Annotated in this window: 22 protein-coding genes; 11 read left to right on the top strand and 11 right to left on the bottom strand. The window is 64.5% G+C overall.

Going from position 1 to position 25439, the window contains the following annotated elements; all coding sequences use genetic code 11:
* Positions 1-54: 54 nt before the first annotated feature.
* Genes BMY06_RS27810 through BMY06_RS27800 form a run of 3 tightly spaced genes read right to left on the bottom strand, consistent with a single transcriptional unit; the run spans position 55 to position 4006 of the window.
* A complete protein-coding gene (locus BMY06_RS27810; protein WP_074986544.1) occupies positions 55-984 on the bottom strand; it encodes a dihydrodipicolinate synthase family protein in 930 nt (309 codons plus the stop codon).
* 49 nt (positions 985-1033) lie between these two features.
* Complete coding sequence (locus BMY06_RS27805) at positions 1034-2614, bottom strand: UxaA family hydrolase (RefSeq protein ID WP_080180331.1); 1581 nt, start codon at positions 2612-2614, stop codon at positions 1034-1036.
* A 30-nt stretch (positions 2615-2644) separates the two neighbouring features.
* Positions 2645-4006 carry an MFS transporter gene (locus BMY06_RS27800; protein WP_065057861.1) on the bottom strand — a complete coding sequence of 454 codons (1362 nt, stop codon included), beginning with the start codon at positions 4004-4006 and terminating at the stop codon, positions 2645-2647.
* Positions 4007-4241: 235 nt separating this feature from the next.
* Between BMY06_RS27800 and BMY06_RS27795 the strand changes: the two genes are divergently transcribed.
* A complete protein-coding gene (locus BMY06_RS27795; RefSeq protein WP_080180332.1) occupies positions 4242-4973 on the top strand; it encodes a GntR family transcriptional regulator in 732 nt (243 codons plus the stop codon).
* Positions 4974-5000: 27 nt separating this feature from the next.
* On the opposite strand, the gene BMY06_RS27790 is transcribed toward BMY06_RS27795, so the two are convergent.
* The 4 genes from BMY06_RS27790 to BMY06_RS27775 all read right to left on the bottom strand — a co-directional run bounded on the left by BMY06_RS27790 (position 5001) and on the right by BMY06_RS27775 (position 8446).
* Positions 5001-6008, bottom strand: a complete 1008-nt coding sequence (locus BMY06_RS27790) for a helix-turn-helix domain-containing protein (RefSeq protein ID WP_074986543.1) — start codon at positions 6006-6008, stop codon at positions 5001-5003.
* Between the two features lie 138 nt (positions 6009-6146).
* Complete coding sequence (locus BMY06_RS27785; RefSeq protein ID WP_124261618.1) at positions 6147-6647, bottom strand: hypothetical protein; 501 nt, start codon at positions 6645-6647, stop codon at positions 6147-6149.
* 220 nt (positions 6648-6867) lie between these two features.
* Positions 6868-7161 (bottom strand): hypothetical protein, encoded by a 294-nt coding sequence (locus BMY06_RS27780; protein ID WP_080180334.1) that lies wholly within the window; start codon positions 7159-7161, stop codon positions 6868-6870.
* Positions 7162-7438: 277 nt separating this feature from the next.
* Positions 7439-8446, bottom strand: a complete 1008-nt coding sequence (locus tag BMY06_RS27775) for a GlxA family transcriptional regulator (protein ID WP_074986542.1) — start codon at positions 8444-8446, stop codon at positions 7439-7441.
* Between the two features lie 268 nt (positions 8447-8714).
* Between BMY06_RS27775 and BMY06_RS27770 the strand changes: the two genes are divergently transcribed.
* Both BMY06_RS27770 and BMY06_RS27765 read left to right on the top strand, forming a co-directional pair.
* Complete coding sequence (locus tag BMY06_RS27770; protein ID WP_065057865.1) at positions 8715-9707, top strand: helix-turn-helix domain-containing protein; 993 nt, start codon at positions 8715-8717, stop codon at positions 9705-9707.
* Positions 9708-10364: 657 nt separating this feature from the next.
* Entirely contained in the window at positions 10365-11192 is an 828-nt protein-coding gene (locus BMY06_RS27765; protein WP_231957419.1) for a helix-turn-helix domain-containing protein, read from the top strand.
* Between the two features lie 138 nt (positions 11193-11330).
* On the opposite strand, the gene BMY06_RS27760 is transcribed toward BMY06_RS27765, so the two are convergent.
* Positions 11331-12308, bottom strand: a complete 978-nt coding sequence (locus tag BMY06_RS27760; RefSeq protein WP_080180336.1) for a helix-turn-helix domain-containing protein — start codon at positions 12306-12308, stop codon at positions 11331-11333.
* Positions 12309-12943: 635 nt separating this feature from the next.
* Between BMY06_RS27760 and BMY06_RS27755 the strand changes: the two genes are divergently transcribed.
* Positions 12944-13342: a response regulator gene (locus tag BMY06_RS27755; protein ID WP_065057868.1), complete on the top strand. Its 399-nt coding sequence runs from the start codon at positions 12944-12946 to the stop codon at positions 13340-13342.
* A gap of 181 nt (positions 13343-13523) precedes the next feature.
* Here the strand turns inward: BMY06_RS27755 and BMY06_RS39000 are convergent, their stop codons facing one another.
* The gene (locus BMY06_RS39000) at positions 13524-13877 is read right to left on the bottom strand and encodes a hypothetical protein (RefSeq protein ID WP_124263295.1); all 354 of its coding nucleotides are present in this window, start codon (positions 13875-13877) and stop codon (positions 13524-13526) included.
* Positions 13878-13962: 85 nt separating this feature from the next.
* Here BMY06_RS39000 and BMY06_RS27745 point away from each other — a divergent pair, with 85 nt between their 5' ends.
* The 7 genes from BMY06_RS27745 (at position 13963) to BMY06_RS27715 (ending at position 21668) form a co-directional block, all read left to right on the top strand.
* Positions 13963-15333: an undecaprenyl-phosphate glucose phosphotransferase gene (locus BMY06_RS27745; RefSeq protein ID WP_074986536.1), complete on the top strand. Its 1371-nt coding sequence runs from the start codon at positions 13963-13965 to the stop codon at positions 15331-15333.
* Positions 15334-15379: 46 nt separating this feature from the next.
* Positions 15380-16321 carry a dTDP-4-dehydrorhamnose reductase gene (rfbD, locus tag BMY06_RS27740; RefSeq protein ID WP_065057871.1) on the top strand — a complete coding sequence of 314 codons (942 nt, stop codon included), beginning with the start codon at positions 15380-15382 and terminating at the stop codon, positions 16319-16321.
* 76 nt (positions 16322-16397) lie between these two features.
* Positions 16398-17105, top strand: coding sequence for an acyltransferase (locus BMY06_RS27735; RefSeq protein ID WP_161495548.1), 708 nt, complete (start codon positions 16398-16400; stop codon positions 17103-17105).
* The gene (locus BMY06_RS27730; protein ID WP_074986534.1) at positions 17092-17922 is read left to right on the top strand and encodes a glycosyltransferase family 2 protein; all 831 of its coding nucleotides are present in this window, start codon (positions 17092-17094) and stop codon (positions 17920-17922) included. The genes BMY06_RS27735 and BMY06_RS27730 overlap by 14 nt, the downstream gene beginning before the upstream one ends.
* The gene (locus BMY06_RS27725) at positions 17919-19073 is read left to right on the top strand and encodes a glycosyltransferase family 4 protein (RefSeq protein WP_124261624.1); all 1155 of its coding nucleotides are present in this window, start codon (positions 17919-17921) and stop codon (positions 19071-19073) included. The genes BMY06_RS27730 and BMY06_RS27725 overlap by 4 nt, the downstream gene beginning before the upstream one ends.
* A 10-nt stretch (positions 19074-19083) precedes the next feature.
* Positions 19084-20193, top strand: a complete 1110-nt coding sequence (locus BMY06_RS27720; protein ID WP_161495549.1) for a glycosyltransferase family 4 protein — start codon at positions 19084-19086, stop codon at positions 20191-20193.
* Positions 20190-21668 carry a lipopolysaccharide biosynthesis protein gene (locus BMY06_RS27715; RefSeq protein ID WP_074986528.1) on the top strand — a complete coding sequence of 493 codons (1479 nt, stop codon included), beginning with the start codon at positions 20190-20192 and terminating at the stop codon, positions 21666-21668. The genes BMY06_RS27720 and BMY06_RS27715 overlap by 4 nt, the downstream gene beginning before the upstream one ends.
* A gap of 91 nt (positions 21669-21759) precedes the next feature.
* Here BMY06_RS27715 and BMY06_RS27710 read toward each other — a convergent pair whose 3' ends face one another.
* Together BMY06_RS27710 and BMY06_RS39725 are read right to left on the bottom strand one after the other, a co-directional pair.
* A complete protein-coding gene (locus BMY06_RS27710) occupies positions 21760-23133 on the bottom strand; it encodes an O-antigen ligase family protein (protein WP_074986526.1) in 1374 nt (457 codons plus the stop codon).
* Between the two features lie 46 nt (positions 23134-23179).
* Complete coding sequence (locus BMY06_RS39725; protein WP_074986524.1) at positions 23180-25387, bottom strand: glycoside hydrolase family 5 protein; 2208 nt, start codon at positions 25385-25387, stop codon at positions 23180-23182.
* Positions 25388-25439: the final 52 nt, after the last annotated feature.

The following is a 25439-nucleotide window of genomic DNA, read 5'->3' as shown; positions in this document are numbered from 1 at the left end:
TTTTATTGTGTCGATGCGAGCTTGTTGCGGACTTGTCGAGGACTTGTTGCAGACTTACTTACCCCAGCGCAGCACCAGCGGATCGAGCCGCTTCGCGACGCGCAGCAGACTCGCGCGCGTGGCCTCGGCCACGCCCGGCAGCGGCGCGCGCACGGCGTCCGAGGCGATCACACGGCCGGCCTTCATCAGCACCTTCGCGGTCGCGATGCCGCCCTGGCGATTCTCGTGATTGATGAGCGGCAGCCAGCGCTCATACGCGTCCTCGGCAGCCTCGATCTGACCGGCGGCCCACGCGTCCACGATCTGGCGGATGCCGTCGGGATAGCCGCCGCCCGTCATCGCGCCGGTCGCGCCCGCTTCGAGGTCGGCGATCAGCGTGATGGCTTCTTCGCCGTCCCACGGACCGACGATCGCGTCGCCGCCCACGCGGATCAGCTCGCGCAGTTTCGACGCCGCCTGCGGCACTTCGATCTTGAAGTAGCTCACGTGCTCCAGTTCGTGCGCGAGGCGCGCGAGAAACGGCACGGAGAGCGTGGTGCCGCTCATCGGCGCATCCTGGATCATCACCGGAATCGTGACGGCCTCGGACACCGCGCGGAAGAAGCCGTAGATCGCGGCCTCGCTCGCGCGCAGCGTCGCGCCGTGATACGGCGGCATGACCATCACCATCGCGGCGCCCGCGTCCTGCGCGGCGCGGCTGCGTTCGGCGCACACGCGCGCGCTGAAATGCGAGGTCGTGACGATCACGGGCACGCGGCCCGCGACGTGTTCGAGCACGCAGCGCATGACGGTTTCGCGTTCGGCGTCGGTCAGCGAAAACTGCTCGGAGAAGTTCGCGAGGATGCACAGGCCGTTCGAGCCCGCGTCGATCATGAAGTCGGTGCAGCGGCGCTGGCCGTCGAGGTCGAGATCGCCATTCTCCGTGAAGATGGTCGGCATGACCGGGAAAACGCCGCGATAAGGAGTAGGGGATGTCATGGTCATCGGTGATTGAAGCAGTCAGGCCTGGAAAAGAGTGCGGAGTGCGGGCGTTTCAGGTAATCGCGCCGATCTGCCAGGGCACGAATTCGTTCTGACCGTAGCCATGCAGTTCGCTGCGCGTGCGCTTGCCCGAAGCGGCGTCGAGCATCATGCGAAAGAGCGTTTCGCCGAGCGTGTCGATGTCGTCGTGGCCGTCCACCACGCCGCCGCAATTCAGGTCGATGTCGTCGGATTGACGCTTCCAGAGCGCGCTATTCGTGGCGAGCTTCAGCGAAGGCGAGGGCGCGCAGCCATAGGCCGAACCGCGTCCCGTCGTGAAGCAGATCAGGTTCGCGCCGCCCGCAACCTGGCCCGTCGCCGAGATCGGGTCGTAGCCGGGCGTGTCCATGAAGACGAGGCCTTTCGCGAGCACCGGCTGCGCGTATTCGTAGACGTCGACGAGATTCGTGCTGCCCGCTTTGGCGATGCCGCCGAGCGATTTTTCGAGCACGGTCGTGAGGCCGCCCGCCTTGTTGCCCGCCGAGGGATTGTTGTTCATCGACGCGTTGTGGCGCGCGCAATAGTCTTCCCACCAGCGGATGCGCGCGACCAGTTTGTCGCCGACTTCGCGCGTGACCGCGCGGCGCGTGAGCAGATGTTCCGCGCCGTAGATCTCGGGCGTTTCGGAGAGGATCGCGGTGCCGCCGTGGCGCACCAGCCGGTCGACGGCCGCGCCGAGCACCGGGTTCGCGGTGATGCCCGAATAGCCGTCCGAGCCGCCGCATTGCAGGCCCACGGTCAGATGGCTCGCGCTCACGCGCTGACGCTGCACGTGATTCGCCGCGCCCAGCATTTCCTTGACGATCTCGATGCCCCTGGCGATGGTTTTCGCCGTGCCGCCGCTGTCCTGAATCGTGAAGGTGCGCAGGCCCGCGTGTTCCTTGAGGCCCTGCGTTTCGAGCAGACGCGGAATCTGGTTCGTCTCGCAGCCAAGGCCGATCACGAGCACGCCCGCGAAATTCGGATGGCACGCGTAGCCGCCCAGCGTGCGTTGCAGCAGCTTGAGCGCTTCGCCTTCGGTGTCGACGGCGCAGCCCACGCCGTGCGTGAGCGCCACCACGCCGTCCACGTTCGGGAAAGCGGCGAGCGCTTCCGGATGAATGTCGCGGCGGAAATGATCGGCGATGGCGCGCGCGACCGTCGCCGAGCAGTTCACGGAAGTCAGAATGCCGATGTAATTGCGCGTGGCGACGCGGCCGTCGGCGCGCACGATGCCGTCAAAGCTTGCGCGTTCGCTATCGGCGACGAATGCTGTCGCGCGCGCGCCTTCGCTGAACGCGTAGTCGCGCGCGAATTCGCCCATGTCGAGATTGTGCGTATGCACATGTTCGCCGGGCGCGATCGCCTGACGCGCGAAGCCAATGATCTGACCGTAACGATGCACGGGCGCGCCGGCCGCGATCGCGCGCGTGGCGACCTTGTGGCCCGGCGGAATCAGGCCGCTGACGCGCACGCCGTCGGCTTCGACCGGCATGCCGCCGATCAGTTGTTCGAGCGCGACGACGACATCGTCGGCGGGATGCAGGCGGATCACGCGCGCGGCGGCGGGTTGGGAAGCGTGCGTCGGCGGCATGGCGGAAGTGAGTGTGGACATGGTCGCAAGGTGAGTGAGTGCGCCGCGTGCTCAGTCGAGGCCGCGGTCGCGATAGTCGATGAGACTCGCGCAGACGGCGAGGCCGAACGCGGCGGCGACGAAGAACATCAGCGCGAGAAAATAGGTGCCGGTGGTCTGCACGATGATGCCGATCAGGATCGGCACCACCACGCCGACGATGTTGCCGGAGAAGTTCATCGCGCCCGCGAGCAGGCCGGCGCGCGACTGGCCGCCGAGCGTGGCCGGCACGCCCCAGAACATCCCGCACCAGCGGATGAAGAACAGCGCGATGGAGAGCAGCACGACCACGCTGACGAGGCCGGTGGCGTAGCTCACGGCGAGAATCGCGGCGGCCGAGGCGAGGCCCGCGAAGCCGAACATCGACTTCATCACGCGGTTCGGCTCGCCGCCCTTGGCGCGCCACGTGTCGGCGAGCCAGCCGCCGAACAGTTCGCCGATGAAGCCGCACAGGAAGATCACGAAGGTCGCGCCGCCCATCTGCTTGAGATCGAAGCCGTGCGCCTTGTGCAGATAGCTGGGCATCCACGTCATCAGGCCGTAGAACACGCTGTTGTAGCAGGCCCAGCTCGCGAACATGCAAAGCACCGAACGGTCGGCGAGCACGGCGCGCAGCGGCAGACGCTCGCGCGGCGCGTGTGCGCCCGTGCGTGCGCCCGTGTGACGCTGTGACGGGCGGCGCGCGCCTTCGACGTGCGCGAGTTCGGCGGCATTCACGCCCGGATGCTCGGACGGATGATTGCGGATGTACCACCACGCGATCACGCCCACGATCACCGTGCCCACGCCGGCCACCACGAAGGCGAGGCGCCACGAGCCGAGCCACGCGATCAGCCCGGTGATGATGATCGCGCCGAACGCGGAGCCGAGCGGCGCGCCGCCGTCGAGCAGCGCCGCGCCACGGCCGCGTTCGGACGGCGTGAGCCACGAACCGGCCAGCTTGGCGCCCGCGGGCATGATCGGCGATTCCGCCACGCCGAGGCCGAGCCGCGTGAGCAGCAGCGGAATCCAGTGGAAGCAGCCGGCGGCGACCGCCTGGCACGCGCCCCACGCGACCGTCGCCATGCCGACGAGATTGCGCGCCTTGAAGCGGTCGACCAGCAGGCCGCTCGGGATCTGCATCAGCGCGTAGGTCCAGAAGAACGCGCTCAGCAGCACGCCTTCGAGCGCGGGCGTGAGGTTGAATTCGGTCGAAATGAGCGGCAGCGCCACGGAAAGCGAGGCGCGGTCGATGTAGTTGATCGACGACAGCAACAGCAAGATCCAGAAAATGCGCCAGCGAACGGCGGTGGGCGCGGCGGCCCGGCTGTCTGCCATGGCCGCGGCGCGCGCGCTGCGGTCTCCTCCCGCCGTGGCGGTGTCTTCCAGTTGCATGGTGTCTCCTGTGGGGATCGACGCGGATTCCAGGCCGCGCTCAGTGCACTAGTAAATTAATATATTAGTTCTTCGATGATAGAAGAACCTGGTCGCGATCACAACGAAAGCGGGCGCGACCGAGGGAAATCCCTGGAGCGCCCGTCGGGCGGAGCCTAAAGAATTGGGACACTAATATACTGACGGGATGGTTCCGGCCCGCATGGCGGAACGCCCAGCGCAACCCATCCGAGATATGACAGAAAACCGCAACGAACCGGAGGCGTTCGTCGCCCGGCTCCTTCAGGCCGATTTCCAGCTGGACCGCGCGAACGCGCTATCCACGCAGCTTTACCAGTTGCTGCGCGACGCCATCGTGACGATGACGCTGCAACCCGACGACGTGATCTTCGAGCGCGCGCTGGCCGACGCGCTCGGCATTTCGCGCACGCCCGTGCGCGAGGCGCTGCTGCAATTGTCGCGCGAGGAACTGGTGCGCATCGCGGCGCAGTCGGGCACCTTCGTCGCGCCCGTGAAGCGCGAGCAGTTCGCGGAGAGCGCGCTGATCCGCAAAGTGCTGGAGACAGCGAGCATCCGCCGCGCCGCCGAGATCATCACGGCGCGCGAGCTTGAACAGCTGCACGACATTCAGGAAGCGCACCGCCGCGCGATTGCGCGCGATAACGCGGTGGCCGCGATCAGTTGCGACAACGCGTTTCATGCGACCGTTTGCGCGGCCGCGCGGCTGCCGCGCGTGCAGCAACTGGTGGAATTCGCGCGCGCGCCGATCGACCGCGTGCGTCACGTGACCGTGCGCGATCCCGTGGTCGCCGACGTCACGCTTCAGCAGCATCAGGCGATTCTCGAAGCGCTTGAGCGCCACGATCCCGACGCGGCGGAACGCGCGCTGCGCGATCACCTCGACGACGCGTTCGTACGTCAGCAAGCGGCTTACGACGCGAACGTCGATCTGTTCCAGGGCCGCTGAACGCCACGCGCCGCCGCACGCGCGCGATTACAGGGCGAATTGAAGCTCGCTGCGCGCGAGCGCGGGCGTCATGACACGGATCTGCTGAAGCGGCGTGCGGTCGGTCGGGGCGGTTTCGCGCATGCGCCGCTCGCGTTCCGCGGCGAACTGGCGGCGGTAGTCGGTCGGCGTCAGCTGAAAGTGATGGCGGAAGAGTTTGGACAATCCCGCGCCGCTGCCGATGCCGCAGCGCCGCGCGATTTTCTCGACGGGCAGATCGGTTTCCACCAGCAACTGGCAGATCGCCTTGATGCGCAGATTCAGCACGTATTCCGAGGGCGTGAAGCCCGTCGCGGCCTTGAAGCGGCGCAGATAATTGCGCTCGCTCATGGCGGCGGCCTGCGCGGCGTCGCGAATGCTCATCGGTTTGTCGACGTGCGCTTCGAGCCAGCGGATCGAGGCGTTGATCCGTTCGTTCGCGAGCGAGTTGTAAGCCGGGAGATCGGATAGCGGTTTGTTTGCATAGGTATCCGGACTATCCTGGTGCGTCGTTTTCTTGTCGCTGCGTTCGTCGTCGATCATGCTGCGTGCCGCAGCGATCAGATCGTGCGCAGCGTGAGTCGCATCGTGTGTGGTCACGCCCGCCGCGCGCAGGTGTTGCCGCGTCGATGCGGTCGCGATCACGCGTTCGCCGCTCGATTCCGCGCGCTGGAGCCACGCGACAAGACGCGTATCTTTGAGCGCGGCCGCAAGCCCGCTGCCGCTCAGCACGAAGAACGCGTGGAAATCGCCTTGCAACGGCATCGCTTCGATACGCTCGGTCCAGACGAAGACCGAATTCGCGCTCGCAATCCGGCCGCCCGCGGCGGAGAACAGCACTACGTCGCAAGGCGCGGCGTTGCCGGGAACGGCAGGCGTGTTGTCCGCATCGGCGGGCTGGAACGCGTCGACGAGTCGCGACAACTCGGACAGCGCAAAGCCATTGAACAGCACGATGCCGATCGGCTTTTTCCGGATGGCGTGCGGCGTGGCGAACGGATGCGCAGGACAATACACGATCTGACTTCCCGAAAGAGTGAAGCGAGTGAGTGATGCAGAGAGCGAAGCGCGGCACGCGGACCGGACGCGCGCGGTCCGCGCAGGCGTTTTAGCGCTGCGCCAAAGGCGCAATCGAGCGGGGCGAGCGCCCCTGGCTCACGCTGCGTCGAGTTCGCCGCCGATCATTTCGAGCACGTGGTAGCGCAGTGCAAAATCACCCGACGACGTGGGCATCGCCGCCGCGCCGATCAGATGCGCGAGCCGGAACAGCGCAGCGCGCGGCGGCAGCGCGCCGGACGTCATCCACAAGCCGTCGCGCGTCGGCGGCAAGGCCTTCGCGTGACCGGCGAACAGCGCGATGGCCGCGCCGTCGGCCGGATCCATGCGCGCAATCGCGCGATTCGCGCCCATGCAATTCCAGCAGAACGTGGCGCCGGGCATCTGCGAAGGCTTGATCATATGCACGACCATGTGCGCACCGGGGCTGTCCGGCGCGAGCGCGATGCTCCACCCGATCAGGCCGTCGAGCGTGGGCAGCGCGTCGAGCCACGTCTGCGCGACGGCGGCATCGTAGCCCCACAAGCGGATGGCAATGCGCAGCGGCGCATGCGCAAGCGGGCGCGCGGAATCGGGCAGCGCGGCATCGCGACGATTCACGTTTCGTCCGCCGGTTTGACTGTGCTTCATCATGATGTGGTGAGTCCCGATTGCCTTGGAGAGTGCAGTTTGCAGCGCAAATCGGACAACGCGTGTCCGGATTGCCACACAATTCCAGAAATGAAATGACGAAATTGCCGCCGCGAATTGCGCTCCTTCCGGACACGCTTTGTCCGGCTGATACCCATTGGCCGACGCCTTGCCTGAACTGCCGCGCGCCCTAAATCAGTGTCGCCATATCCGCCGCCGCGAGCGCATAGCGAATCAGTCGGCGGTCGCCGGAATCGAGCGTGTCGGCGTGAAAGCGCAGCAGATCGCGCAGCGCGCCCGAGAGCCGTTTGGCGCGATGCGCGCCCGGATCGGCCATCGGCCACGCGTGCATCAAATAGGCGAGCGGCACGACGCGGCGGCTCTCGCACCAGCGCTCGAACAGCCGCGTGCAACAACGTTCGATATTGTCGAGCGCATTCGAAGCCTGGACGGGCAATCGCGAATCGACGTCAGATGCACGCATGGCAGGTTCACGTTCCGGTTGAGGTTCAGCGCCAGGATGGCGCGACAGTGCAACAGTGCGCCGTGCAGTTCGCGATGCCGATGGGCCGTTATGAGCGCCAGCCCACATTTCCCGCGCTTTCTGGTACTGACCGGCTTCACAGGCATCGTTGCGATCAGCAATCAATTTAGCAATCCAATATGACGCACGCGCCCGATTGGCTAAATCGCACCCGGTTTGGCCGATCACGACAATCGCGCGCACTCGGGCGCACGTGGGCGCAAAGCAGGCGACGCGATCAGCCCTTGTGCGAGGCCTGCATTTGCGCGCGGTAATCGGTGGGCGTGGTGTTCAAGCGCCGCCGCAGCAGTTTGGACAGCTGCGCGCCGCCGCGCAGGCCGCAACGGCGCGCGATTTTATCGACGGGCAGGCGCGTGTCGGCGAGCATCTTGCAGCACAGTTCGATGCGTGTCTGCTGGAGATAGTCGGACGGCGTCACGCCGGTTTCCGCCTTGAAACGGCGCTGGAAATTGCGGTTGCTCATCGAGGCGAATTTTGCCGCGTCGTCCGTGCTGATGTCGCGCGTGGCGTTGGTCTCCAGCCAGTGCGCCGCACGCTGGATCTGCTGACTGAGCGCCGCCACCGAGCGTTTGCCCGCGAGCGAGCAGAACTGCCAGCGCAGCGGCTGGCTTGCGCGGCGGCCGATGTCCTGCGCGATGGCCGCGCCGAGGTCGGCTTCAACCAGCGCGAGCGCGAGTTCGACCGGGCTCATGGCCGCGCCGCTGCGCTCGATGCCGTCGTGTTCCGCCATCGTGCGCGCCACCTGCGCGCGCAGCCACGCGGGGCGCGCCGCTTCTTCGTGCGCTCTGTCGAGTGCTTTGTCGTGTGCTTCACCGTCGGCGATGGCGAAAACCTTGTCGGCCAGTCCGACGAAGCGGTTCAGCGCCGTGCTCGCCGGTTCCTGGGCGGCGTCTTCGCGCGCGGGGTCGCCGGTCGCGACGAACACGGCATGGAAGGCCTCGGCGTGAGCGGGCGGTTCCGCGCGCGCGGTCTGCAGCCCGATCGACGACGCGCTGCGCACGACGCCGCCGTGCACGGAAAGCAGGCGCACGTCATAAGGCAACTCCGCCGTGGCGCCGCCGGCCCGCACCCGGTTCGCGAGATGCAGGATCTCGACGACCGCGCCGACCGGCAACAGCGCAAAACCGTCGCAAACCACGATGCCGATTTTTTTCGCGCGATGACGCCCGGCATTCGCTCGGGGCGTTGCATCGGGCGAAAGTTGTTGCAGCCCCGCATCCGCCATGTTCAGCCATCCTCCCGCCATCGTCGCGATGTCTCTGTGTGTTGGTCCGGCCGTGAGTCCGATTGCCGGTACATCATTGCCGGTGCATCTTAGTCAGCGCGAATCGAAAGGGCGCGGGCGTGGCCGATTGCAACCCATCCTGGGCGGATTCGCGCACATGGGCGAATCCGCCGAGCTGATGTTGAAAACCGACAGGGCCCGCAAGCGCGCGCCGCGACAACACTATGATGCGACGCGACGGGAGGCGAATTCATCCATGCAGAGTTCAATGACGCAGAAAGACGATCGAGCCGTGAATGCCGAGGTGGAAGCCGCCGGCCGCACCATCGGCGTGGTGCTGTTCGAAGGCTTCAGCTTCTTGATGATGAGCGTGATTTCCGATTTGTTCCGCTTCGCCAATGAAGCACACGCGGCGCGCTCGAATGGCGCGACGTTTTACGACGTGCGCTTTTTATCGCTCGACGGTGGGCAGATTCGTTCGTCGTCGTCGCTCGATGTGTGGACGCATGCGTGCGAGATGCATCGCGCGACGCGCTTTGACGTGCTGTTCATCGGCGATGGCGAAGGCGCGCGCCTTGCGGCGGCGCAGCCGCGCCTGTTGCGCTGGCTCGCGGCCACGCTGCCCGGCTGCCCGATGGTCGAAGCGTTCGCCGAAGGGCGCGAGGTGCTCGACGCCGCGCGCGCACGCGGCTGGCGCGATGGCGGATGCGGCCAGGCGACCGTGCGCGCGGCCGCCGACGCTTCGGACTGGGCCACGCCCACCACCACCGCGCTCGCGCGCGTGAAGCGCGATCTTGGCGTGCTCGTCGCGCACGAGGTGGCGAGCCGATTGTCGTCGGCGGGTGCGAGCGCGCTGAACTCGGTATTCGTGAAGGGCAGCGCCGCCTCGTCGACGCAACGCGTGCGCGCGGCCGTGCAGTGGTTCGAGGCGAATTGCACGCATGCCGTGCAGGTGTCCGACGTCGCGCGCATGGCGGCGATGAGCGAGCGGAATTTCCTGCGCTGCTTCAAGGTGGAAACCGGACTCACGCCGCTGAAATTCCTGTTGCGCGCGCGGCTTGAATTGACCTCGACGCTGCTCGTCTCGACCGACCTTTCGCTCGACGGTATCGCGAGGCGCTGCGGCTGGCGCGGCGGAGAAACCATGGCGCGCGTATTCGTAAAACGTTTTGCGTGCACGCCGGCGGAGTATCGCTTGCGCGCGCGCTCGCGCATGCCGAAAGCCACCGAATGCATTCCTGTCGTGCAGGGCGCGAACTGAATCTGTTCGGCAATCAACATAATTCACCTAATCGGATATTCGCTCTCTATATAGATCCGCCAAAGGTCGCGCGACTTTGGTGCAAAATTGCATAAATGTGAATTGCCGATTCATCGCGCATAAGTAGAAGCCCGAATTGCAGGGTAATGCGCGCGGCGACGCACTCGGCTAAGCCTCGGGCAGGGCATGAAACATCAATGAAAACAAGGATTTCATGGCTGCCTCGATGGTGCGATCCGCGCTGCTTCGGCAGCGGAATCTGGCGGATTTCAACCGGTTTTCTTATGCCATGTCTTATCGGCAATATTGAAAAGGGAGGCAAACGTTTTCCCGATTTTTGCCGAATGCCATTTGCCGCCAACATGTTGGCGATTTCCGCCAGTCGGTGTTTAAACGTGTACCCACATACTGTACGATCAGATCAGTCGATTAAGTCAGCTCGACGCAAGCTGATATGACAATTGATTAGCGGGGTAACCGATGGAGTGTGGGACACGTAGTCAAAGAAATAACGTCGCGGAGTTGCGCGTCTTACCGCATCTGGATGCGGCGAGACGCATTGGCCTGCTCCTTTTTAGTGGCTTTGCGTTGCCCGAAGCGGCAACGGTTCTGGAGATGTTCCAGTCGGCGAATGCGTTATCGCAATCGGAGCCGGCCATGAGCGGCAAGCTCCGCTACGACGTGACCCTGCTGTCCATCGCAGGCGGACGCATCGACAGTTCTTCGTCCGTGTTCGTGTGGACTGAAAGTGTCGAAAACCGCCGCTTCTCGGACGGCTTCCATACGCTCTTCGTTGCGGGCGGCGCCGGTGCGCGTCATGCATTGCGCGACGAGCGGCTGATCCGCTGGCTGCAACGCGAGGGCTCGCGCAGCGAAGCCGTGGTGCCGATCGGCGACGGGCGGCTCTTGCTCGACGCCGCCGGTGTCGAGCGTTCGACGCATGGCTGGGACGCGTTCCTGCGCGGCGCAGGCGAGCCGCATCGTTCGGCCGAAGGCGGGTTTGCGGCCGTCGCGACCGCGCCGGTGCGCAAGGCGCTTGCGCTGATCGAGCAGGATTTCGGCGGCGATTTCGCACGCGAGGCCGTGGGCCGCGTCATGACGCAGCAGCAGACGTCATTTACCGCGACGATACGCGAGAACGTGTCGGGCTTCGTCAGCGAACGCATTCAGGCGTCGGCGAAATGGCTTGAGGCGAATGGCGACCGCCCCATCACGATCGACGACGCGGCGCAGATTGCCGCGATGAGCGAACGCAATTTTCTGCGCCGCTTCAAGATCGAAATGGGCGTGACGCCGTCGGACTATCTGCTCTACGTACGGATCGACATGTGTTGCCGTTTGCTCGTCGACACCGATCTGCCCGTCGACAAGGTTGCGCGGCGATGCGGTCTCGGCAGCGGCGGCTGGCTGGCGAAGCTGTTCCGCAAGCATCTCTCGACCACGCCCACGGAATATCGCACCAACATGCGCCGCACGACCGCGTGAATGCGAATCACGCCGATTACGTTGAACAGATCGATCACGCTCTTTGAATTGCGGGCGTGCGCGTGATGTCTTCACACGCCGCGTGCGCGATTCGCGCGGCGGCACGCAGGATTCAGGTTTCAATCCGGATTTCAGGTTTCAAAGCACGGGCGCGCGCCGATATTCAGCAGGCGTGACGCCGAGCCGACTGCGCAGCAGACGCGCAAGCCGCACGCCATTGCCGATGCCGCAGCGGCGCGCGATGTGCTCGACGGGCAGATCGGTTTGCACAAGCAGTCGACAGATCGCGTCGAAACGCAGCCGCTGCAAAAACGCGTTGGGCGTTTGTCCGGTTTCAATCTTGAAGCGGCGCAGAAAATTGCGTTCGCTCATCGCGGCCGCGTCGGCGGCTTCATGCATCGCCACGGATTCGTTCCAGTGCGCTTCGAGCCAGTGCATCGCGGCTTGAATCTGCTCACTCGGACCGCGCTTCGCGATAGCGTCGGCGCTCACGGGGAAGGGCGATTCGGTGCGATGCGCGATTTGCCTTTGCACGCGTTGCGCGATGGCCGCGCCCTGGTCCGCTTCGATCAATTGCAGCGCGGCGGCGAAGCGTGTTTCGCTGACGCGGCTCGCGTGGCGCATTGCGTCGTGATGAATCGTGTGCGCGTCCTCGAACGCGGCGGCATGCCGGCTCGGTGCGCGTAGCCATCGCAAACTCCGCGCCGATGCGATCAGCCGCTCGCCGTTCGACTCCGCACGCGTGAACCAGTGCGTGACGCGCCGATCGCGCAACGCGGCAGACAAGCCGGAACCTTCGACGAGAAACAGCGTGTCGAATGGAGACGACGGCACGTGCTCGTCGAATCCCTCGGTCCAGACGAAGGCCGACGAGTCGCTGGCGATGCGGCCGCCCGAAGGCGAGAGCAGCGTGACGCGCCACGGGGCGCTTTGCAGGCCGGCGTCCGCGTGCGGTGCGGACATCGTGTTGGCCAGCTGGAACGCTTCCACGAGCCGCGCCATTTCCGGCAAGGAAAATCCATTGAATACGACGACGCCGATGGCTTTACCCGCGCTGCGCGCGGCGAAAGCGACGGCGCTGCCGCCACGGCTCGGCTGATGCGCGGTGAGAGGCACGATGTAGTTTCCCGGGAGAATGAGGCAGCCAGTTTACTGCACGGTCATGCGCAAGGCTGTGCGCGTCCGTCGACGATGCGTGTCTGCTGTCGGGTGCTTGCGCGTGCGTGTCCGCGCGACGACGTCGCGTGGAAGCGCGCGAACCGCGCAACGATATAACGCCCATTGCTTTGCGCTATACCGTGCGTCTCAGTGTGCGTGCGGGCTCGTGCGTTGTTGATGGATGCGGGGGCGCGGCCATCGTGCGCCATTCAAGTCGACTGTCGCCTGCGAGGCGAAACGACGCGCAGTGAAAGTTTTCGTAGCGCTCACCACCGACTTTCAAATACCCTGAGCGGGCACGCCCGAAAATGTGCGAATTGCATAAAACCGACCCGCTGATTCGATGACGCGCCGATTGGAATCGGGCTGGATTCATCCTCTGAATTATCGGCAGAGGCAAAGAAAAGTTTAATCATTCTTCGCGATGCCAGGATATCTCCCAGGTATTAACCTTTTCTGACACTTTTTCCGAAAACTTCGCGTAGACTTTTTGGAACGTCACCACGTTGCTCGTCGCGCGGGTTATGCGAACGGTTGAATCCAGTGGTGCCCAAACCCTGGTTAATGGCGTCGTTGCAGGTGCTCCCACTCACATGAAATTTGCCCTTCTGGAACCCGATCTGGCAGAGCTCGACCGCGTCCTCGAAACCTGTGCGTTGTCGGGGCACGTCTGTTTCGCCGCATCGAACGACGAAGCGTTCCGGAGCCTGCTGGCGGAGGTCTCGGTCGACGTCTGCCTGATCGACTGGATCAACCCGGACTGCTGCCGCTACGAGACGTTGTATCAGCTCGCGCAGTCCGAATCGGCCGTGCCCGTAGTGCTGTGCGTGGCCCCGGGCACCTCGCATGACGTGATCGATTCCGGGTTGAAGCACGGCGCGAGCACCAGCATCGAAAAGCCGTTTCGCGGCATCGAATCGCTCGGTTCGCTCTACGCCTGGGAAAGCCAGGGCTTTGCGCACGCGTACGTGCCGAGCAACAGAATGATGTGACGTTTCGGTCATTTCGGCCATTTTGGCGTTTCGGTAAAAATCGCCGCGCCGTCATTCTGCTATCCCGCTTGATTGAGTTCGAATTACCGATTTTTTCCGCCTGAATATTCCCTTCGCGATTCCCGCACGAACGTGCGCTGTATTCTCGTCATTCTTCGCGTCATTCTCTCTATTCTGTTTTTCAATCGCTTCTGCCGGTTTTCGCACGGTGGATTCGCATCGGCCATTCCGTACGCGCCAATTTCCTTCTCGATAGCGCCAATTCAATCTGCGCTTCATCGGCCTTCGCATTCGCGTTGATATCGCGCGGCGGCGGATTCGCCGTCTTGTCGCTGCCTGGCTGATTGCGCGCGGCCGCCTGACCCGATCCCGCCAACATGTTGGCCGGATCGGTCAGGCGCGAAGCCGCTGCGGGCCGCCTGTCTATGATGCATTGCAACGAGCGGAGGCTGGCCCGGGTCGCACCGGGCGTCGACAAGGCGATGGCGCCAGCCAAAGCAGCCGAAGCCCGCGATGACGCGATGCGCCAGAACACGGGCGCGCCGCTCGCCATTCAGGCAGGAATGCGAATCGATGGGCTGCGTGCCCTCGCCGCAGACCTCACGCACGGGAGTCGGATAATGCCAGGAATACAAGGACTGCTTGCGCGGCTGCTTGACGCCGCGCTCATCGGGTCGGGCGCGCTGCTGGCTTCGCAGATCCGCTATCAGGACGCTGTCGTCAATCCGATGAACAGCGCGTTCATCGCCTTTGCAATTGCCTTTGCGCTCGCCGCGTTTCCGGTGTTCGGGCTCTACGAGTCGTGGCGCGGCCGTTCCTTGCCGGCGCTTGTCGGCAAGACGGCGCTCGCATGGATCGTGGTGCAGGTCTGCGGTCTCGTGTTGATGTTTACGCTGCATCGTACCGATCTGGTCTCGCGCCTGTGGTTCGTGTATTGGACGGCGATCTCGGGCGGCGCGCTGATTGTTTCGCGTCTCGTCGTGCATGGCGTGATGCGCCGCGTGCGCCATGCGGGCATGAATCTGCGCGACGTGGCGATCGTCGGACACGGCGAGCGCGGCCGCGAACTCGTGCGCAAAGTGCAGACATCGCCCGCAAGCGGCTTTCGCGTGACGGCGATGTTCGATCCCGCCGCGATGGAGCGCCGCGACGCGAATGGCGAGAGCGAATTCGAGCGCTTCGTCGCGCGCGTGCGCGGCAATAAGGTGCGCGAGATCTGGCTGGCGCTGGCGCTTTCGGAGAGTCAGACGATCCAGCATTTCGTGCGCGAATTCCGCAACGAGCTGGTCAATATCCGTTTTATTCCCGACATGCAGAGCGTCGCGCTATTCGACGGCGGTATGACCGATCTGATCGGCGAACCCGCCATCAATTTGATCGCGTCGCCGCTGCCGCCACATGCGATGGTGAAGAAGGACGTCTTCGACCGCCTGTTTGCCGCGGCCGCGCTGCTTGCGTTGTCGCCGCTGCTGATCGCGATTGCCGTGGCGGTGAAGCTCTCGTCGCGCGGCCCGGTGTTCTTCCGTCAATACCGCAAGGGTGCTGACGGCCACGCGTTCCGCATCTACAAGTTCCGCTCCATGCGCGTGCATGCCGAACAGCATGGCGTGGTCACGCAGGCGACGCGCGGCGATTCGCGTATCACGCGCGTCGGCGCATTCTTGCGGCGCACGAGTCTCGACGAACTGCCGCAATTCATCAACGTGCTGCGCGGCGAAATGTCGGTGGTGGGTCCGCGTCCGCACGCGCTCGAACACGACGAGTTCTATCAGGACGTCGTGGCCGACTATATCCACCGTTATCGCATCAAGCCCGGCATTACAGGCTGGGCGCAGGTGAATGGCTATCGCGGTGAAACCGATCGCATCGAGAAGATGGAAAAGCGCGTGGAGCACGATCTCTATTACCTGCGCAACTGGTCGTTCGCGCTCGACATGCGCATCGTGATGGCGACGGTGGTGAAGGGCCTCGTCAACAGCAACGCGTATTGAATGCATGGCACCGCGACGAATCGAAACCCGATTGGGAGATGAACAGATGAGCAGCAGTATCGGCGTGCAAAACGGGCGCGCGACTCCGCTGATTTTGCTGACCGGCCGTAACGGCCAGGTCGGCCACGAACTGATGCGCTCGCTACAGGGGCTGGGCCGCGTGGTCGCGCCGGAGCGCGTGGGTCTGGATCTCAGCGATCCCGATTCGATCGTGCAGGTCATGCGCGATCTGCGTCCGCAACTGGTGATCAACGCGGCGGCCTATACGGCGGTCGAGCGCGCCGAGACCGAGCGCGAACTCGCGTATCGCATCAACGCCGAAGCGCCGCATGTGATGGCGCTCGAAGCGAAGCGCGCGGGCGCGGTGCTGATCCACTATTCGACCGACTATGTGTTCGACGGCACGAAGACCGCGCCCTATGTCGAGACCGACACCGCGCGTCCGCTGAGCGTCTATGGCTTTTCGAAGCTGGCGGGCGAGCGCGCGATTGCGAACGTCGGCTGCCGCCATCTGATTCTGCGCACGAGCTGGGTCTATGGCATGCGCGGCAAGAACTTCCTGCGCACGATGCTGCGGCTCGCCCAGGAGCGCGATACGTTCGACGTCGTCGCGGATCAGTTCGGCGCGCCGACGTGGAGCGCGACGATTGCCGCGCAGACCGCGCATATCGTCGCGCAAAGCCTCGCGGCGGACGATCGCGGCGCGTGGTGGGATGCGCGCTCGGGCCTTTATCACCTCACGGCGTCCGGCTGCGCCTCGTGGCACGACTTCGCGTCGACCATTGCCGCGATCGCGGGCAGCACGGCGGACGTGCGCCCGATCGACAGCGGCGCATGGCCCACGGCCGCGCAACGCCCCGCGAATTCCGCGCTCGATTGCAGCAAGCTCTGGCGTACTTTCGGTCTGCGCGCGCCCGAATGGGACGCCGCGCTGCGCTGCTGTCTCGACGGCGTGGCGCTGCCCGAAACGCTTGCTGCGGCGACCTGATGGCCCCACGTGACGGATCACTCATGACACACACCGAGACCGGCGCTCGCCGCCGGGCACGCGCATGCTGACGGGCATGGTTAACGCTGCGCTGCGGCGCATTCGCCCCGGAAAAGCGCTGGCGCCCGATATCGGCGGCTTGGACGTGCTGCTGTTTCTCACCGAGCAGAGCGTGAATCTCGCGCGTGGCACGCTGCTGACGACATTGCGCTGCGCGCGCGCGACGCCGTGCTTCGTGGGACGCGGCGTGCGACTGCGCTTTGGCCGCAAGGTGCGCATCGGCCGTTACGCGACCGTCGGCGACGGCGCGATCCTCAGCGGCCTCGGGCGCGACGGATTGCGTATCGGCGCGCGCGCGACGATCGGCGCGTATGTGCGGCTCGTCGTGGGCACCGATATCGCGCGGCCTGGCGCGTACATCGAGATCGGCGACGGTTGCGGTATCGGCGAATTCTCCAGTGTGGGCGGTTCGGGCGGCGTGCGCATCGGGCGCAATACGATCATCGGCCAGCATTTCAGCGCGCATCCGGAGAATCATAATTTCGCCGACCTTGCGCGGCCGATCCGCGAGCAGGGCACCACGCGCAAGCCGATTGCGATTGGCGAGGATTGCTGGATCGGCGCGCGCGTGACAGTGCTGGGCGGCGTGACGATCGGACAGGGCTGCGTGATCGCGGCGGGCGCCGTGGTGACGCGCGACGTGCCGCCGTATTCGATCGTGGCGGGCGTGCCCGCGCGCGTCGTGGGCAGCCGGCTGGAGAGCGAGCATCATGCAGGCGATTGATCTGATCGTCGTGCTGTATCGACGCCATCCTCAGGATGCCGAAACATTGATGACGCTGAGTCAGATCGATTTCGCCGCCCTCGGCATCGACGCCGAAGTGCACATCTGGGACAACGCGCGCGAGCAGCCTGCGCCGCCGCCCGCCGATTTTCTGCGCATGCCGTGGCGTTACTGTTCGTCGGCGGCGAACGAGCCATTGTCGAAGGTCTATAACACGCTCGTGCGTGCGAGCAGCCGTCCTTACGTGACGATCTTCGATCAGGACTCTCGCGTGGATGCGCGCTTCTTTCGCGAACTGATCGAGGCGATCGAAACACGCGAGGCCGATGTGTACGCGCCGCGCATCATGCACGGCGACAAGACCATCAGCCCCGGTTGCCTCAAGTGGATCAAGGGTGCGTCGCTACCCGGCGTAACGGGCAAGGCGATGCTGCCGCGCAACTTCACCGCGATGATGAGCGGCATGTGCATGAGCCGCGCCTTGCTCGCGCGCCTCGGTCCGCGCCCGTTCGACGAACGTCTGCGCCTTTATGGCGTGGATACGCGTTTTTGCCGCGATCTCTCGCGGCTCGGCGCGCGCGCGTGGATCACCGGCGCGCAACTCGGTCACGATTCCGCGCTGCGCAGCACGACCGATCCCGCCGCGATCCTGCAACGGCAGATCTGGCTGTGGCAATCGTGGCTGCGCGTGTTCGATCGCAATCCGCTGGAAATGCTGGCGATTCGTGGCTATGTGTTGTGGAAGGCGTGGCGCGTTGCGAGCGCCGTGCGAGCACGTAGCCGATTCTTCCACGTCGTTGCCGAGGTGTTTCGTTGAGCAAGCCGCTAACCATCGTCATGGTGCATCAGGGTGCGGAACTGTATGGTTCCGACCGGAGCTTTCTTTCGGCGCTGGCCGCGTTGCGCGAGCGCCATCCCGACGCGTTGATTGATGTGGTGCTGCCCGAGCCTGGGCCGCTCGTCGACCTGGTGGCGCGATATGCGAGCCGGATTCAGTACGACGAGAATGGGGTGTTGCGCAAGAAGAAGCTTAAGGCGCGGCCGCTCGGCACGCTTGCGAGCATGGCGTCGTCGTGGCGGCGCTACGTGCGCGCGTTCCGGCAATATGACATCTGCTACGTAAATACCGTGGTGTGCGTGGCCGCGATCGCGGCGTTGCGCATGCGCCGCGCGGGCACCTACGTGCATGTTCGGGAGATACCGTCGCGGCTCGCGCTGAGTGTGTTTCGCGCATTGTTGCGCTTCTCGCGCGCCGCGCTCGTCTATAACTCGCACGCGACGGCGGCCGCGTTCGCGCTGCCGGGCAAGGTGATTCACAACGGCGTCGACGTCGAGGGCAGCGTTGCGCCCGTGAGGCCGCGAGAGGGACGCGTACTGCGCCTCGCGATCATCGGCCGCGTCAATCCCTGGAAGGGTCAGCAGTTCGTGGTCGATGCGCTGCGCACGCTCGGACACGCGCTGCCGCTGGAATTGCGCATCGTCGGAGATGTCTTTCCGGGTTATGAGGCCGTGCTCGACACCTTGCGCGAAACGGCGGCGAGCTGCGCGCAGCGCGTGGAGATTCATGGCTTCACCGACGACCCTTCCGTGCATTACGCGTGGGCCGACTACGCGCTCGTGCCGTCGGTGTTGCCCGAGCCGTTCGGGCGCGTTGCGATCGAAAGCTTCGCCTGTGGAAGGCCGGTCATCGCGGCGGCGACGGGCGGTCTCAAGGAGATCGTGACGGACGGCACGACCGGCTTCCTGTTCGAAGCCAGCGACGCCGACGATTTCATCCGCGCCGTTCAACGCGCCGTGGCGTTGAGCGATACCGACTACGCGCGCCTCGCCGCCGCCGCGCGTGAGCGCTACGTGGGCGCGTTCACGGTCGACACCTATATGCGCGCGATCGCCGATACCGTGTGCGCGTCGGCTCGTCCGGCGAGCGCCGCGCGCGATGCCACTGCGCTTCCGCAAGAAAGCCGCTGATCCCAACCGCATGAAAATCACCTTTGTTTTGCCGCGTCTCACGCCCCGGCCCACGGGCGGCGGAAAGATCGTCTACCAATACGCGAATGCGCTCGCCGAAGCGGGACACGAAGTCGAAGTACTGCATCCGCGTACGCTGTTTCTCTGGCGTTTCCGGCCCACGACGCGCACGAAGCTGCGCTCGCTGGCCGCCGATTGCGCGAAGCTCGCAGGCGTGGGCCAAGGGCGCGAACCGGCAACGGTGCCGTGGATGAAGATGCACGCCGATGTGAAGATCAGCGTGGTGCCCGCGCTTTACTCGCGCTACATGCCTGACGCTGACGTAGTGGTGGCGTCGCTGTGGCGGACCGCAGAGTACGTCGAACGGCTTCCCGTGAGCAAGGGTGAGAAATTCTATTTTATTCAGCATTACGAAACATGGTCCGGTCCGGAACGGCGCGTGAACCAGACGCTGCGTTCATCGCTGCGCAAGATCGTCATATCGAGCTGGCTCGGCGATCTGGTGCATGAGTTGGCGGGCGAAGCCGCGTGGCAGGTGCCGAATCCCGTCGATCACGATGAGTTCTTCGTGACCGCGCCGCTCGACGAGCGCACGCGCACCGTGAGCATGCTGTATTCGCCCCACACATGGAAGGGCGCGGCGGAGGGCGTGGCGGCGCTGGTGCAGGCGAAGGCCGTTTTCCCCGATTTACGCGCGAGGGTGTTCGGCACGTCGGCGCGTCCGGCGTTGCTGCCTGACTGGATCGACTATGTGCAGGATGCGCCGCGCCACGTGTTGCGCGAGTCGATTTACAACGCCTCGTCGATCTATCTGTGCCCGAGCTGGAGCGAAGGTTGGGGGCTGCCCGCACTCGAAGCGATGGCGTGCGGCTGCGCGGTGGTCACGGCGGACAACGGCGGCACGCGCGACTTCGTGGTGGATGGCGAGAACGGCTTCGTCGTGGCGCCGAAAGCGGCGCAACCGCTGGGCGATGCGCTGGTCGCGCTGCTCGGCGACGACGCGCGGCGCGCGGCGTTCGCGGCGCGTTCGATCGGGCTCGCGAAGCAATTTACGCTGGAAGCGTCGGTGCACAAGCTGCTCGACGCGCTCGCGCAGCACCGACCGGTGGACGCGTCATGAATACACGCTTGCGCAAGATCTGGTCGACTTATGTGCCTTACGCGCTCGGCATCGGCAGCAACGCGGGACTCAACATCGTCCTCATCTCTTTGCTGACTCACCGCCTTGCGCCCTCGATTTACGGCGGCTATACCGTTGCGATCACCGTGATCGTGCTGGCCAGTTCGGTTGCAGGACAATGGTTGCAGCAGGCCACGGGCCGCTATCTGGCCGGGTCGGGCGCGCGCGCGGCGAGTTATGCGAAAGCGGCGGTGCTGATCGGCGCTAGCGCGATACTCGGCGTGCTTGCCGTCCTCTATTTGCTGGCGCGCATTGCGGTCCTGGTCGATCCGCACGACGGCGCGCTCTGGCCGGTCTGCGTGCTCGCGATCGCGGCGCAGACGCTGTTTACGCTGGTGGGCACGGCTCTGCAATCGGAGCAGCGTGCGTGGCCGTATGCAATTCAACAGGCGAGTGCGGGCGGGTTGAAGATCGCGTTGTCGCTGCTCGTGTGCGAGCTGTGGCAGGGCGACGTGAGCGGCTTGTTACTCGCGGTAACGTCAGCCCAGGCGCTGGGCGCGATGTTTGGCGCGTGGCGTGCGGGGCTATTCGCGCGTTCGGTGCGCGACAAGCTGTTTTCCCGCCGCGCGCGTACGGTATTTCATAAGTTGCGCATTTACGGCGGCGCGATGACGCTCTGGTTCATCTTCATGAATCTCGCGATGTATTGCGATCGCCTCCTCGTGCGCGCGCTGTCCGGTGCGGAAATGGCGGGCCTGTATGGCGCGGCGTCGACGCTCGTGGTGGGATCGGTGAATCTCGTGATGGCGCCGATTCTCGCGGCGACCTGGCCGCAATTGATGGCGGCGTGGAATTCGCGCAACGAGCAGGCGGCGGCGCGCCAGCTTGGCGATCTGATTACGTGGCTGCTGTGCGCGGGCGCGGTGCTCGTGGCGCTCGTGTATGCCGTGGCCGAAACGGCGACGCGGCTTTTCCTCGGTGACCGGTTTGGCGCGGCGGCGACGCTGTTGCCGCTGCTGGTGGCATCGTCGTTCAGTTTCTCGCTGGGGCCGTTCTTTCACAAGCCACTGGAATTCAAGGAACGCAAGGCGACGATGTGCATCGCGGCGGCGCTGGTGCTGGCGTTGAATGCGCTGCTGAGCTGGGTGCTTACGCCGCGCTTTGGCGGCGTGGGCGCGGGCTGCGCGGCGTTGGCGGCGGGGGCGACGTATTGCTTTGGGTGTTCGGTGGTGGGGCGCAAGATTGTGCGGTGGAAGCTGCGCCTCGATGTGCTTGGCGTGACGGTCCTCGTTGCGGTGCTGATCGCAGGCGCGACGCGTCACTTTGCGTGGCTTTGGCGCGATAGCGGCAAGCTCGGCGCATTCCTCGCGGCAAGCTGCGTGTTTGCGGCGCTATGCGCAGTTGCGCTGGGTTTGCTGATTTTCGCGCGCGCGCTTCAGCGCAAACTGGACAGCGGGGCGCTCGAAGGACGCTGATTCCGTGCGCAATTGCGCACAACGTTGCATTCCCGACCGGCGCGCCTCATAGCAAGAGGTACGCCGGTCGTTTTCATTTCTGCTGCAGGCGTTAACCCAGCGGTTGAGCGCGTTCTGCGGATATCGCGTCATGCGCGATGCGCTCCTGTGCGTGATAACGGCCGGGAGCGGACACGCGGCGTCCCTCTGCGATGAACATCAGCACGACAATCGCGAGAAAGAACTGCATCGTTTCCAGGACGCCGGTCGAGATCACGAAGACGATATAGCCCGCCGTCATACCCACCACGACTGCGCGTCCCGACTGGTTCGGCAGCTTGCGGGCTTGCGCGAAGATCCTGGTGAACAGGGCCACGAAAGCGAACAGCCCGAAAGCGCCCATATCGATGGCCCACTGGAAGATCGCACTCTCTGCGCCATAGAAGTCGGGGTAGGCGCCCGAGCTGAGAATCGAGCGTGTCTTCGATACGCCGCCGCCGAACCACGGCGCGTCGGTAAAGAAATTCCAGGCGATGAGCGCCTGGCCGAGACGCATATCGAGCGAACTGCCAGACTGGCTGGCGGCGCTATTCGCGCTGAATACCGAAAGGGCGAAGTCCATCACTTTCTCGATGTATTGCAGACCAATTACGCTGGCGATCGCACAAACGGCGACGCCCACCTGCACCACGACAATCTTGTGCCGCGTGCGCGCGAGGCAGACGAAGGCGAGCGTCGAAAACAGCGCGAATACGAGTGGCGTTCGCGAACCCGTGGCGAAGATGCCGACAAACAGAACGAGCTGACCCAACACGTACCAGAGCAGTCGCGAGGCGGAGCGATTCGCGCGCAGCAGGAAAATGCCGATCAGGAAAGTCATGGCCTGAAATGCGCCATATGTGATGGCGTTCGACATCATGCCCACCGCACGCGCGCCGCGCACCGAGCCGCTATAGTCCGCAGCGAGCACCCGGCCCGTGGGCGTCGTCATTTTCATGTAGTCGAGAAACGGGTTGAAGTGCGTCGCGAACGCCACCGTGCCGTAAATCGACGCGACGATACCGGCGATATAGATGTATCGCAGCGCGCGTTCCGCATCGCGCGACGATTGGCAGAAATTCCAGATCAGAAAGCACGGGAAGAACAATTCGGAAAACAACATGAATGTCGTGACCGCGTCGGACGCCCAGGTATCTGGATTCGAAACCAGCGAAGCCAGAAACGAGAGACCGAGAATGGTGAACGCGGAAGCCAGCGGAAAATGTGTCTGCTTGATCCTGAATCCCGCCGCCATCACGTAAAGCACGAACGACAGCATCATGAACAGGACAATCGCACGATTCAACGACAAATAGGGTAATGCGGCGACGTCGATCAGCCCGAATCCTTTTGGCGTGAAGAAGCACAGAATGGGAAATAGCAGCGCCATTTTTCTCTGGCGCAACATCGCGAGCGACAGGCACCAGAGAGCGAGAAGATAGTTCATGGGCAAATGGAATGCGTAGGTGAATGAGTGAGGCGCGCAATGCGATTCAATCCGACGCCGAGATTTCGAACCACGGCGCGGGCGTTTGTCCGGAGACTTGCAAATCGATCTCGAAGCCCGTCGCGGTCTTTCTGATGAAACGTGCCGCGATCTCGCTTCGGCGCTGGCCGCTTGCATCGAGCGCGAATACGCGCAGCGACTTCGCGTCGGACGAAAACGAGAAGGTGCAAGCAATACGCTCCATCCAGACCGGCGCTTCGATCGCGCGTAGATTGACGGTTGCCTGCGTGGCCGGATCGGCCATGCGCCATCGCGGCGACGTGATATCGAGCGGGTTCTTGAGCGCCTCGCGCAAGGGCGGTGAAGCCGGTGTCAGGTCGAGCGGCGCGGGGCCATGTGCGGAAGCGGTTGATCCCACCGCATAGCCCGGTAAGGTGAGCAGCATCGAACGCGAGTGTTCGATCGTGCGGCCGTCGCGCGCGGAAAGCATGAGCGAAACAAAGCCGCGCGTGCTGCGATCGAGCTTGAGCTGAAAGCGTCCGCCGTTGCCGAGGCGGTACGCGCGGCCGGGTTCAAGATAGCCCGTGACGCCTTCTATGGCGGGTGCGTCGATCACGGTCGTGCGCGCGTTCATGTCGAATTGCGCGTCGGGTTGTGTCGTCGTGTTCACGGTGGGATTGGTACTGTCCGCTTGCGCGGCGGGCAGCGGCGCGTCAGTCGCGGAAAACCCTACGCGCGCGGTGAAGGGCGCGGACGCCTTCGCCACGCCGCGCTGTTCGAGCAATGCGGCGATACCGTCCATGGTTCGTTTCTTCACCGCATCGAGCATCACGCTGTTGTCGAAACGATAGGGCGCGACCGCATTGAGCGGGGCGATAGCGCGGGTCCTGAACGCCCACGCCGCCTGTCCGAACTGGACGAGCTTCGTCGCGTCGCCGGCCAGGCTGAATTCCAGTGGCGCCTTGGTGTCGTAGCCCTCGCGCGTTTGCGCATAGTCGTGAAAAGTCAGACCGCTCCAGTCCTGCAGACTCGCGAACGCAACGGTCTCCGGTAAAATTTCCGACGCCTGCCGGTTCGGCCAGGGCTGATTGAATTCGGTGATCAGAAACGGCTTGTCCAGCGACCGGTAAAAAGCTGCGCCAATCAAAGGAATCAAACCGGTGCCGATATTCGAACGGTCCGTGATCTGCCAGTTGTTCCACCGCCACATGCCGCCCGGAAAAGCATACTGATCGACATAAAAGTGCGCGTCGATCACGTCCATGTTGGCGAGCGAACGGAAGTTCGCAAGGGTGCCGAAATTCATCTGCGTGCCGATTACGAGCACGTGGTCGTTCGCCTGCCTGATCGCGCGCGCGATGGTGTCGAGATATTGCCGGTCTTTATCGACGAGAAAATCGAGGTAGGCCGCCGCGCGCGTTGCATCGCGTGTGTCGAGCGGCACGACGCCGCGGTCGTCCTCGTCGTCATCCGGCGCGATCCGGTGCGCGGCGCAGTAAGCGAGCCATTGCGCCCGCAGGGTGTCGCGCAGCGGGCTGGTCACGAGACGCGCGAGCGTGCCGTCCATCCAGTGATAGACGAGCGAACTCTCGTTGTTGATTTCGACCACGGCGAGAGACGGCTCGCCCGCGCCGCGTAGCGCTTCGAGTAGTCGTTGCGCGTAGAGCGCTTGAAGACGGATCGCGGTTTCGTCGATCATCTGCAGCGGCTTTGACTGCGTCGGCCACGCGCGGCCGTCGGGCAACGCCTGGGTATGGTCGATGTCCGGCCGAAACGTGTACGCGACGTGCAGATTGAGATCGGTATAGATGCCGTTCGAGCGCAGCTGTTCGAGAAATGCGCGCAGACGGGTGAGCGCTTCGTCGTTCAGCGTCGGGAACGGGCCGGCAGTGAGCAATCCCGTGGGCCCGCCGGCGTTCGACGAAGCAATTGAATCGAGCCCGTGCAGTCTCACGAAATTCACGCCAAGTGCGCGTAAGCGCTGCGCGAGTTGCGCGCCCTCGGCGGCGTTGGGCAGTGCGGCGCCGAACAACAGGTTCACGCCGAACAAACGCACGGGATGTTTCGTGCAGAGCGTGTTACCGCAGCTCGTGAGGCGATCGGCGGCCTCGAGCGGCGCATTGAGCGCGCTGAAATCGGCAATCGAGTGCGGTGCGATCTTCGGAATGTCGAAGCGATAAAACGACGCTGCTGCGGCGACAGGCGTACAGGCAAAGACCAGTGCGCCCGTCAACGCGAGGACGGCGGCGAACACGCTCGCGCGTTGCGCGCGCGAACGTGGGGAGGCAGGGCTTGAAGATGACATG

It is taken from the genome of Paraburkholderia tropica, assembly GCF_900109265.1.
Taxonomy (GTDB): Bacteria; Pseudomonadota; Gammaproteobacteria; order Burkholderiales; family Burkholderiaceae; genus Paraburkholderia; species Paraburkholderia tropica.
Note: the sequence above shows the minus strand (reverse complement) of the source record. Positions and strands in the feature narration are given on the sequence as shown.